This window comes from Streptomyces sp. NPDC059828, from assembly GCF_042731955.1.
Lineage (GTDB): Bacteria > Actinomycetota > Actinomycetes > Streptomycetales > Streptomycetaceae > Streptomyces.
The window spans coordinates 49820-62167 of sequence record NZ_JBHWIW010000014.1 but is presented as its reverse complement, the minus strand read 5'-3'; the positions used below and the strand labels follow the sequence as shown (position 1 = coordinate 62167).

Below are 12348 nucleotides of genomic sequence, written 5' to 3'. Positions count from 1 at the left end.
CGGTCAGTCCGCTCCGGCGCTCTTGAGACACTGGGCGACGTACTCGACGAGCCGGCCCACGGTCAGCTGGATGATGTCGTCGAGCTCCATGGAGGCCACGAACTCGGCGAAGTTGACCGTGCGCCCGTATCGTTCCTCCAGATGACCGGCCAGGGTGACCAGGTCGATGCTCTCGAACTCCAGATCCCTGCTGAACCGGGTCTCCATCCCGACCTCGGTGTCATCGAGGCCGTAGTCCTCGAGCACCAGCTCGATCATGGCGGTGATGTCGGCGAGAATCTCGTCCTGATCCGCCCGTAACGGGCCCGCAGGCTGTGTCGTGGTCACTTCCCGTCCTCCTCGTCACTTGCTGTTCCGGACCGTTCCGGAGCTCCGGTCCACGCCACCACATAGGCGCGCGGCGGCAGCCCCGGGGGATTGCCCACCTGCTCGCAGCGGACCTGATGGGTACGCACCGGTGCACCCGAGGCCGTACGCACCTCGACCGCCAGCAGGTCCCGCGCCGCCCTGACCACGGCGAAGTCCTTGGGACGGCCGCCGAATCCCGTGCCCTCCGCCTTGGCTGCTGCCTCCTTCGCCGCCCAGAAACGGGTGAACCACAGCGCCCCGGACTCGCCGGTGGCGTCCCGGCAGGCGGTCAGCAGCTCACGCTCCTCCCGGCCCAGCGCTGCCGCCAGTGTGGACTCGCCGTGCTCGGTGACCTCCTCGATGTCGATACCGGGACCACGCACCACGGCCGGATCGCCGCCGCCGCGCGCATCTGCGGAGGGGCGGGGCGCTACGAGGGCGACGGCCGCTTCGGCACGGTGGGCTATCGACACCGTGAGGGGCGGCAGCGCCCGGCCGTGCCGGCCGGTCACCAGGGGGCGGCCGTCCGCGTCGTTGTCCACCCGCAGTTCGGCGGGGAACACCGGGCCCTCGCCCCGCTCCCAGAGATACCTGCGCACCGCGTCCTTGGCCGCGATCCGGCCGAGCAACCACTGCCGGCGGCCGCGCGGCGGCTGCCGCTCGTAGACCCCGCGCTCGGCGCTGCCCAGCATGTTGCGCATGATCAGATCGCGCGACGCCAGGTCCGGCCACCGTTCATGGACCAGCGACCAGCCCCCCGAGCGGTTCTCGGACAGGGTGTTGCGCTCGGGGAAGCGCTCGACCGGCCGGGTCTTCGGGTCGTTGTCGAAGCGGCGGTCCTGCCAGCCGTCCAGCTCGGCCCACACCGTGCCCCCGGACATCAGCAAGGCGTCGGCTTCGAGCAGGGATCCGGTCAGGGAGGTGATACGGATCAGGCATTCCAGCGCCGTGCCCGGCGTGGGCGGCGGGCCGAAGAACCGCATCCGCCGTATGCGTACGGGAAACACCACGGTCCGCTCCGTGGCGGTCGCCATGATCCAGTAGCCGAGCACCTGACCGACGTTGTCCAGCAGCGCCCCGGGCGCGGGAGGCACGGTCAGTACAGCGCGTACATGACGGTCCCCGATACCGGTCAGTGCGGTCACGCCCTGGTAGGCCGGGCCGTGGAACATCCAGCGTTCGTCGTACAACTGGGCAGCGCGGTGGTCCGGTTCGCGCTCGTCCAGGAGCGCGTCACGGGCCTGGGCAGGCGACGGTTCGGGATGACGCCCGGCGAGCTCGACCGTCGCCCGGGCGTGCGGGCCGAAGGACACGGCGACGCGGTCCGGTCCCGACGGGGTGACGGTGACCGTGACATCCATCGGTTCGGCGGCCGTCAGCCAGCGGTCGAACCGGGCGTCGTGCACGGCGATCGCCCGCATCCCCGGGGCGCTTCGCTCCGCCGCCTCCATCATGTGGTGGACGATCGTGGTGGCCGGGACCACCGGCCAGCGGTCGGCCACGTCGGGCCAGTCCGTCCGCTGCCGGAAGAAGCAGTGGTCGAGCAGGTACGGCATGGAATCAGGCCCGACGCGGACCGTGAACGCGCAACGGCCGGAGCCCGGCTCGGCTGCGGGAGCCGGGTCGGCGGCGGGCGCTGCGGGGGACGGACGGTGCCGGGCCGGCGACACCGCGCGGGTCACGGGCCCCCGGCGCGGTGGCGACTGACCGGCCACCGCGATCAGCTCGGCCGCGGTGGCCGTGGTGTCCCGCATCAGCGCGGTGAGCTCGGCGAGGAGCGGGAAGCGCGCGGCCGCCGCGGGGGAGACGGTCGGTACGGACGGGGCGGCTGGACGCCGGGGCGCCTCAGGCAGCAGCGAGGAGCGCAGTGCGGCGGCGACATCCCGGTCCAGTGAGACCAGGGCGCCGCTCAGGTCGAGACGCACCGGCGGGGGTGTCTTCCGCCGGGTGGCCGGCGCGGCTGTCCTGCCGGCCGCGGGTGTGGCGGGACGGTCGATCACATCGGGCCGCACCGGCGCGCCCTCCGACCACAGCGCCACCGCCACCCGCCGCAGCTGCGCAAGGCCGGAGCGATGGGGCGAGTTGGCCGCCACCACCAGATGGTCCCGGCCCGCCAGTGTGTCGTCGATCAGCGAGCCGAGCTGTCCCGTGCCGACCTGGACGAACGCCCGGAAGCCGGCACCGTACAGCGCTTCGGTCAGCTGCCGGAAGCGGACCGGCTCCAGCAGATGACGCACGAACAGTGCGCGTACACCCGCTTCGTCGTCGGGGAACGGCGCCGCCGTCGTGCCCGACCAGACCGGCACCGTGGGCCGGTGCAGGGCGAACCGCTCGGCCGCCGCCCGGAACGGTCCCAGAGAGGGCTCCAGCATGGGGGTGTGGAAGCCGGACCGGAACGGCAGCACCCTGCACAGCACACCTTGGGCCCGCAATGTCCCCACGAACTCCTCGACCGGCTCAGGTGGTCCGCACACCATCGACTGATGGGGCGCGTTGTCGTGGGACAGGCTCACCGGAAGGCCGGAGTCCTGGAGCGCCTCAGCCACCCTGAGCGCGGACATGCCGACGGCGGCGAAGGCGAGGTCCGGCACCGTGACCGTGTCGGGGTCGAGCGAGGCCATGAAGTCGTCGACGGCCCGCTCGGCGTACATTCCGGCCGCCGCCATCGCCGTCCACTCACCGATGCTGTGCCCGGCCACCGCCTCGGGCACCACACCCATCCGGCGCAGCGCCGCGTCCAGCAGCCGTCCCACCGCCACCACACCGAGGCCGTGCCGGCCGATGTCGCCGACCTCGGCGAGTGTGTCCTCGCCGGATCCCCCGGGCGTGGCAAGCCCGAAGTGCTGCGCGATCCCGTCGACTTGCGGTGCGAAGTCGCCTTCGAGTCCGGGGAAGACGAAGGCCACACGGCCGGGCCGGGCACCGCCGAGCAGTGGTTCGGGGGCGAACCAGACATCATTGCGACCGCGCCAGGCCTGGCCCTTGGCGGCGACCCGCCGCGCCAGCGCCAGTCGCCTGGGTGTGGGATCGACGATGCCGAGCCGGATCCGCTCCGCCGGCTCCGCCCCGGCAGGGCCCGTCCCGGCGGCCAGTACGGTCCGGTCGTCCGCGTCCAGCAGGGCGGCCAGCCGCTCCGGGGTGCCGGCCGCGAGCTGCAACACCCGTTCGGGCTCGGCCACCGACTCCGCCCGTGGCGTCCCGTTGGCGGCGCCCGCGGTGGCGGCACCGCGCAACGCCACCGGTTCCGGGGCCTGTTCCAGGATCACATGCGCGTTGATCCCGCCGAAGCCGAAGGCGTTCACCGCCGCGCGCCGCGCGTGGCCCGGGCCCGTCTCCCAGGGGACGGGCTCCGCCAGCGGGCGGAACCGGGTGTCCGCGAGTGCGGGGTGGGGGTCCTCGCAGTGCAGCGTCGGCAGCAGCACACCGTGATGGACGGCGAGCGCGGCCTTGACCAGGCCCGCCACCCCGGCGGCAGGCATGGCGTGGCCGATCATCGACTTCACCGAACCGATGACCGGCGCTTCCCCGGAGCCATCGCCGCGCAGGTCCCCACGGGGGCCGAACACCGCGGCGAGTGTGTGGAGTTCGGCCGCGTCGCCGGCCGGTGTCGCGGTGCCGTGCGCCTCCAGCAGACCGAGGGCCCCCGGCGCCGCTGGATCCATCCCGGCGGCCCGCCAGGCCTGCCGTACCGCCCGTATCTGGCCGTCCGGATCGGGGTTGACCAGTCCGGCGGTGCGACCGTCGCTGCTCACTCCCGTGCCCCGGATCACCGCGTAGACACGGTCGCCGTCCCGTTCCGCGTCGGCCAGCCGCTTCAGCACGACCACGCCCGTGCCCTCGCCGATCAGGATGCCGTCGGCGTCACGGTGGAAGGGCCGGACGCGCTGGCTCGGTGACAGCGCGCGCAGTTGCGAGAAGACACTCCAGAGCGTGATGTCGTGGCAGTGGTGCACACCGCCCGCGAGCATCATGTCGCAGCGCCCTGAAGCCAGTTCACCCACCGCCTGGTCGACCGCCACGAGCGAGGAGGCGCACGCGGCGTCCACGGTGTAGGCCGGGCCGCGCAGATCCAGCCGGTTGGCCAGCCGCGAGGCGGCGAGGTTGGGCACGAGCCCGATCGCGTTCTCGGGTCGATCCGGGCCCAGCCGCTCCGTGAACGCCGCGCGAACCTGGGCGAGTTGGTCCGCCCCGAGACCGGGAAGCAGCTCGCCGAGCGTGCGTACGAGCTGGTTCGCCGTGCGCACCCGCTGGTCCAGCCGGACCAGTCCGGGAGTGAGATAGCCGCCACGGCCCAGCACCACCCCGACCCGCTCCCGCACCGGCAGCCGTTCGTCCCCGCCCGCGTCCGCGAGGGCGGCCGCCGCCACGTGCAGGGCGATCAGCTGGTCGGGCTCGGTGCCCGAAACGGAGCTGGGCATGATGCCGTACCGGGTGACGTCGACGTCCGTCAGCGTGTCCACGAAACCGCCCCTGCGGCAGTAGACCTGGTCCGCGACGGCGGGTCCGGTGCGGGACCCGGGACGGTAGAACTCCGCGTCCCATCGCCCTCCCGGGACCTCGCTGATCGCGTCGACGCCGGTCAGGAGATTGCGCCAGTACGTCGCCAGGTCCGGAGCCCCGGGCAACAGCACGGCCATCCCGGTGACGGCGACGGGCACGGTGCGGAACTCGGGACCGGTCATCTCACCACTCCGAAGCGGTGTGGACGACGGTCCCGGCCGTCATGTCGCCCCACGCCAGCTCCCTCAGCAGGGCGAGAGGGCCCTCTTCCGGGTCGATCAGGCTGATCCCGCGCTGTGAATAGGACCGGGCGAGCTCGGGGCCCACCATTCCGGTGTGGATGCCCGACGGCGCCCAGGGGCCCCAGTGCACGGTCAGCACCCGGTGTCCGGTGCGTGCCCCCCAGTGCTCGCCGAGGCTCTCCAGCGCGTCGTTCGCGGCGGCGTAGTCCGCCTGGCCCCGGTTGCCGAGCACGGCGGAGATGCTGCCGAACAGCACCACGAACGAGGGACCTTCGGGCAGCTCGTCGAGCGCGGACAGCAGTGACGCGGCCCCGGAGACCTTGGTGCCGTAGACCCGCTCGAAGGACTCGGCGGACTTCTCCTCGATGAGCCGGTCCTCGATGACACCGGCCGCGTGGATCACTCCGTCCAGTCGACCGTGGTCGGCATGGATCTCCTTGACCGCCTGGAGCACGGCCGCGGAGTCACGGCAGTCCACACTGCGGTAGCGCACCCGGCTGCCCGCTGCCTCGAGGGCCGCGAGAGTGGCGGTGATCTCGCGCTGGGCCAGGATGAGTCCGGCGGCCCGGGCGATCTCGGCGGGGGAGCCGTACGCGCCCTGTGCCGCGAGGGCACCCCGCAGGGCGGCCTCGTCCCCGGCCACCGCCGTCGCCGGATCCTCCGGGCCGACCGGCGCCGGTGTCCTGCCCAGCAGCTCGATGCGGCAGCCGCTGGCCCTGGCCAGGGTTGCGGCGCAGGCGGCCGTGATGCCACGGGCCCCGCCCGTCAGCAGCACCACCGCGTTCCGGTCGAGCCCGATGGCCTCGGCTTCGGCCGCTCCCTCGCCCGCCGGGCCCGCACCGGTCAGGCCCAGGGGCCCGAAGGGGGCTTCGGAGAGTTCAGGTACGGACCGTCCTGCCCGGCCGCGCAGTACGGCCGGCGCACCGCTGGGCGTGGCCAGCTCCTCGAGCACGGCGGCGGCCAGCGAGGCCGGTCCGCCCGGCCCGGGCAGCCCGTCCGGCAGCAGGTCGATCACCGAGGCCGCGGTGCCGGGGTACTCGCGGGCGATGCTGCGGAAGAGCCCGCCCAGGCCCGCCGCCCGCTCGCCGGTACGGCCCTCGTCGGCGCAGCGCACCGCGATCAGAGTGCCGGGACCGGCGCGCAGCGCGGCCTGGATGGCGGCGAAGGACCCGGGGAGCACCGCCGGTCCGGACTCCGCCAGGGGGTCGAGGAGAATGACACCGTCCAGCGTCCCGTCCTGGTCCGTGAGCAGATGCCCGGCGGGGAAGCCGACGGCCGTGGCACCGGCGTCGGTGAGCCGCTGCGCCAACGCGGCCGACACACCCGCGCGTTCGCCGTCACCGTCGCCGATCAGCGCGAAGCGCCGCCCGGTGAGCCGGGCCGCGTCGGGTGCGGCGGTCTCCGGCAGGGGTGCCGGGCGCAGGACGAACCGCTTGGGCGCAGCCACCGCGAAGGGCGTCGCGTCCTGTGTCCCGGTCACGGCGGCCCCTGCGACCGCCGTGGAGTCAGCGGCCACCACGGACGAAGGGGGCGGGTCCGCGGGCGCATCGCCGGGCGACGCGGTGGCGAGGGCGGCGATCCGCCCGGCCAGCGCCTCCGCGGTCCTGGCCTTGGCCAGATCCTCCATGGCCGCGTCGTCCAGGGTGGCCACGTCTACCGCCACCGCGCCCGCGGCGACCAGCCGTGCCGCCAACTCGCCCACGATCTCGGTGCGTTTGATCGAGTCGATGCTGAGGTCCGCTTCGAGATCGAGACCGGGTTCGACCATGTCCGGTGGATAGCCGGTGCGCTCGCTGATGATCTCCACCACCATGCGCAGCACGTCGGCATCGGACAGTGCGGCGTCCGGGCCTGTCGTGGCGCTCTCCGGAGCGAGGGCTGCCGGGCCGGCCAAGGCCAATGGCACCGGATCGGGTGAGGAAGACCGGGTCGCCGCGGGGTACACGGAGCGCGGCGCTGGGACGGGGCCCGCGTCGGCGGTGGTCTGGCCGCCCCCGAAGTAGGTGAGCAGGACATCGCGTTGTGCCGCCACCATCTCCCTGCTGGTCCGCAGGAATTCGGCGATCAGCGCGTCCTGGCGTGCCGCGGCCCCGTCTGCGCCGTCGAGGCCGTCGAGGCCGTCGAGGTGGTTTGTCGTCACAGTCGTCTCCACCGTTTCCACGAAACGTCGGGCCGGTGCCAGCGCACCGGGCAGAAGTTCTCCGGAGGCGGTACGGACCAGATGACCGTCGACCGTCCAGCCGGGTTGCCGTTCGGCGGCGGAGCGCCCCGGGTCGACCGCGTCCCGACCCTGGAACATCCAGCCGGTGCGCACCGGCAGTCCGGCCACGGCCAGCCGGGCGAGCGCGTCCAGCAGTCCGGGCAGACCGCTGTCCGGCCGGGGCTCGCAGGCGATGGCGAGGTGCGGCCGGTCGCCGAGGATGTCATCGACCAGCCGGGTCAGCACCCGGCCGGGGCCTGCCTCCACGAAGATCCTGGCGCCGGCCGTGTACATCGCCTCGATCTGTTCGGCGAACCGCACCGGCGCGCCGATCTGCGCGGCCAGTTCCGCGCGGATCGCGTCCGGCCCTTGCTCGTACGGCCGCGCGGTGCGATTGGACCAGACGGCGAACTCCGGCTCCCGTAGGCTGCGTTCGCCCAGCACCTGAGCAAAGCGCTCGCCCGCGCCCGCCACCAGGGGGCTGTGGAAAGCGCACGCCACCGGGAGCCGCTTGGCACCGTGGCCCGCTTCGCGCAGCAGTCGTACGGCGGCGTCGACGGCCGCAGTCGGTCCTGAGACCACCGTCTGGCGCGGTGCGTTGTGGTTGGCGATGACCAGTCCGGAGACCTCGCCCGACGACCGGGCCGGGCCGAGGGCCCGCTCGACGTCCCCCACGGACGCGGAGACCGCGGCCATGGCGCCCGGGTCGCTTCCGGCCGACGCGAGAATCGCCGCGGCCCGCTCCCTGCTCAGCTCCAGCAGGGTGCCGGGTTCGAGAACACCCGCCGCGCACAGGGCGACCAGTTCCCCGTAGCTGTGTCCCGCCGCCATGTCCGGCTCGATCCCGGCCCGGGTGAGCAGGGCGTGGGCGGCGAGGCCCACCATGCCGAGGGCGGGCTGGGCGGCCCTGGTGTCCATGAGAGCGGTACGCAGCCTGGTGCGTGTGTCGTCGGCGAACGCGGCGGGTGGATGAAGCGTCGCGGCGGTGCCGCCGTCGCAGGCCAGCAGGTGGTGCAGCCCTGGGAAGGCCGTGAAGACCTCGGCGTACATCCCCGGGCGCTGGCTGCCCTGTCCCGGGAACAGAAACGCCACCTTTCCCGGCGTCCCCGTACCGGGACCGCCGGTCCCGGTCCCGGTCCCGGTCCCGGTCCCGGACCCCGACCCGGAACCGCCAGCGGTGCTGTTCGCGAGGTGGATGCCCGCCTCAGGAGCACCCTCCCCGGCCAGTATCCGCCGCAGCCTCTCGCACAGCTCCGCCTGATCCTTTGCCACCACGGCGAAGCGCACCGGGCCGCGACCCGTGTCGCCGCGCCGGGATGCGGCCAGTGCCAGATCCCGCAGCCGCCAGCGCCCCGGCCCGTCCGCGTCGGCCGACGCCAGGGCCAGCAGTTCATCGACCGCCCTGCGCGCCGCCCCGTGGTCCGTACCGCGGAACAGGAACAGCTCGGCCGGCCAGACGTCGCGCCCGTGCGCCGGTGGTGTGTCGTCGTCGTAGGCACTCAGCACCACATGGAAGTTGGTGCCGCCGAACCCGAACGCGCTCAGCCCCGCGAGCCGCCGACCGGCCCGGGCGGTCCACGGCAGCGCCTCGCGGTGGAACACGAACGGGCTCCGGCCCTCCTGCCAGGCCGGGTTGGGCCGTTCCAGGTGCAGCGTCGGCGGTCGCACCCCGGTGTGCAGGGCCAGCACGGTCTTGATCAGTCCGGCCAGCCCGGCCGCGCACTTGGTGTGCCCGATCTGGGACTTGACCGAGCCGAGGACACAGCTCCCCGGGGCCGCGCCCGCGGCCTCGAACACCTCGGTGAGGACATCCAGTTCGGTACGGTCGCCGACCACCGTGCCGGTGCCGTGCGCCTCCACGAGGCCGATGTCAGCGGGCGTGGTCCCCGCATTCCGGTGCGCCCGTTCGAGCGCCCTGCGCTGCCCCTCCGGGCGGGGTGCCGTCAGCCCGAGCGAACGGCCGTCGCTGGAGCTGCCGACGCCCTTGATCACACCGTAGACGCGATCGCCGTCGCGCTCGGCGTCGGCCAGCCGCTTGAGCACCACACAGGCCACGCCCTCGCCGAGTGCGATCCCGTCGGCCGCGCTGTCGAACGCCCGTGAGCGGCCGGTGGGCGAGAGCGCGTGCACCGAGGTGAACAGCACGTAGTCGTTGATGCCGTTGTGCAGATCGGCGCCCCCGCACAGCATGACGTCGCTGGTGCCCGCGGTCAGCTCCTTGCAGGCCACGTCCACGGCGGCGAGCGAGGAGGCACAGGCGGCGTCGACGGTGAAGTTGGGACCGCCGAGGTCGAGCCGGTTGGCGATCCGTCCCGAGATCACATTGGACAGCATCCCGGGGAACGAGTCCTCGGTCAGCGCGGGCAGTTGCTCGTCCAGGCCCCTGGGTACCGTGCCGTAGTACGAGGGCAGTACGGCCCGCAGCGTCGCCGCGTTGGACAGGTCGCTGCCCGGCTCGGCGCCGAAGACCACACCGGTGCGCATCCGGTCGAAGTCCCGTCCGTCCGGGCCGAGCCCAGCGTCCTCGAGAGCCCGTCGCGCGGCCTCCAGCGCCAGGAGCTGTACGGGCTCGATGCTGCCGAGCGAGGCCGGAGGTATGCCGTAGCGCAGCGGGTCGAACGGGACGGGCGGGAGGAAGCCGCCCCAGCGCGAGGCTGTGGCACCGCTCGCCTCGGGGCCGTGCACATCGGGGTCCCAGCGCTCGCGCGGGACCTCGCCGACGGAGTCCACACCGTCGAGGACATTGGCCCAGAAGGAGGCGAGGTCAGGCGCGCCCGGGAACATGCATGCCATCCCGACCACCGCCACATCCAGCGGTCGGGGCGGCTCCGGTTCCGCGCCCGCCGTGGTGTCCGGGGAGAGCCCGGGACGTGCCCGCAGTGCGGTCCTCCGCTCCTGGAGGAACTCCGCGGCGCCGTCGCAGACCGCGGTGTGAAGCGCCGCGACGGAGGTGCCGGCGGACCGCAGAACGGCGACTTCGCCGGCCATGAACATGCCTTCCGCCAGCTGCCGTTCCTCGTCCACGGCGGACAGGGCGCCGTCCTCGGCACGTTCAAGGCCTTTGGCGGCCAACCGAAGCCGCCCGACGTTGAGCCGTTCGAGCCGCTCCCAGACCTCACGGTCGCCGAGCCCTTCGCGGCGCAGATCGTCGCCGAGGGTGCGGAAGGAGTCGCTGAAGGGGCTCGGTACACAGCGGGTCGCGTGGCCGGGCGCCGTTTCCAGCAGGGTCGTCCGCTCCGCCGCGATCACCCGTCGCTGGAACAGCGGCTGGACCGCGCCCCGGGTCACGGCCTCCTCCGTGAACAGATAGGCCGTGCCCATGAGCACCCCGACGGCGCAGCCGCGCGCGGTGAGCGGGGCGGCGAGTGCGGCGGCCATCGCGGCGGACCGTTCGTCGTGGATGCCCCCGGCGAGGAACAACTCGATCCGCTCAGCGGCCTGTTGTGCCCCGGCCCCGTCCACGCGGTCCCGGTCCCGGACGCCGTCAAGGAACTCCTCCAGTACGGCGAACTGAGCCTCCCACAGGGGAAAGCTGTTGCGGGGTCCGATATGACCACCGCACTCGGCGCCCTCGAAGACGAACCTGCGGGCGCCCGCGTCCAGGAACTGCCGCAGCAGACCGGGCGACGGCACATGCAGGAAGGCGTTGATCCCCGCCTCCTCCAGCACGCGCGCCTGCGAAGGCCGGCCTCCGGCGACGATGGCGTGCGTGGGGCGCGCGGCGACCACCGCCTCCAGTTGGGCGGCCCGTGTCTGCTCCGGGGCGAAGCCGAGTATGCCGACCCCCCAGGGCCTGCCGCCGAGGGCCTCCCGGACCTCCTCCAGCATCGTCCGTGACTGCTCGGCCCCGGCGAGCGCCAGGGCGATGAAGGGGAGGGCGCCGTCTTCGGCGACGGCGTCGGCGAAGCCCGCACGGTCGCTGACCCGGGTCATCGGACCCTGCGCGACAGGGAGCCGGGTGCCGAGCGCCCTGCTCATCGCGGAGCCGGGCCGCAGCGCGCGTACGGCGGTGTCCTCGCGCACGGCGTCGCGTACGGCGTCGGCGACGGCGCGTACGGCGCGGCCGGTGTCGCCCCAGCGTTCGGTGAAGCGCGACGCGAGGAAACCGTCCTGGCCGACGGGGAGTCGGTCCTCCCACGTGCTGCTGCCCGCCGCTGAGGCATGGGCCGGGTGGCGGCGCAGGGTCCGGCGTCCGTCCACGACGACCGTCTCCGAGCCGTCCATGGTGCGTAGCACCGCCGCGACGGACTCGGGCAGCTCGGACTCGGCCAGCAGCGCCAGCTGGGTGTCCAGCACCACTCCGGCGGCGCCCCCGACGACCGCCGCTGCGGCTGTCCCCGGGGCGATGCCTCCGCAGGCCCACACCGGGGTGCCGCGTAACTCGGTGTCCGCGAGCAGCTGTTGGAGCAGTACGAAGGTGCTCAGCTCGCCGACGGGGCCTCCGCACTCACTGCCACGGGCGATCAGCCCACCGGCTGCGGCCCGCACGGCGGCGCGCGCCGAGTCCAGATCGGTGACCTCGACGAGCACACGGTGGCCGTGCGGGACGTCCCCGGGCGCCCAGGCGGAGTCCGGTGCGAGGACCACGGTGTCCGGGCCGGGGGGGCGGTCGAGTGCGTCGCCGGACCGTACGGCGGGGGACGGTGCGGCGCCGATTTCGTCCGGGCCCAGTCGACACCGAGGACCGACGCGTATGCCGAACCGGCCCGGCGCCCAGCGGCGCAGTGCCGCCAGGGCATCCCTGGCTCTTCTGTCACCAGCCCCCAGGTCGAGCACTCCGAGTCCGCCGGCGCGGCTGACCGCGGCGGCGAGTCGGGCGTCCGGCTCACCGAAGGGGGTGGTTCCGATGACCAGGTCCACGATGTGCTCTGCCGACGTCATAATTCTCCGAATAAGCGTTGGCGTTGCCCGGAGGTTAAATTTCGGTCAATCAGAAGCGCAAGACGTACGGAGTCCCGCAATGCCTGGGGAAAGAAATTCGGGCTTCTGCGGAACGGCTTGAAGATAGCGTCGGGTTACTCAACGGTCAACCAGCGGCGGATGGCCGAATGACCTTGG

General features: G+C 73.4%; 3 protein-coding genes. All 3 read right to left on the bottom strand.

What is annotated here, in order from left to right; translation table 11 throughout:
- Window positions 1-3: 3 nt before the first annotated feature.
- The 3 genes from ACFV6V_RS11505 to ACFV6V_RS11495 are packed head-to-tail and all read right to left on the bottom strand — an operon-like array spanning window position 4 to window position 12171.
- A complete protein-coding gene (locus ACFV6V_RS11505; protein WP_361280631.1) occupies window positions 4-327 on the bottom strand; it encodes a phosphopantetheine-binding protein in 324 nt (107 codons plus the stop codon).
- Window positions 324-5030: a beta-ketoacyl synthase N-terminal-like domain-containing protein gene (locus tag ACFV6V_RS11500; RefSeq protein ID WP_385562500.1), complete on the bottom strand. Its 4707-nt coding sequence runs from the start codon at window positions 5028-5030 to the stop codon at window positions 324-326. The genes ACFV6V_RS11505 and ACFV6V_RS11500 overlap by 4 nt, the downstream gene beginning before the upstream one ends.
- 1 nt (window position 5031) lies before the next feature.
- Window positions 5032-12171: an SDR family NAD(P)-dependent oxidoreductase gene (locus ACFV6V_RS11495; RefSeq protein ID WP_385562497.1), complete on the bottom strand. Its 7140-nt coding sequence runs from the start codon at window positions 12169-12171 to the stop codon at window positions 5032-5034.
- Between the last annotated feature and the right edge of the window lie 177 nt (window positions 12172-12348).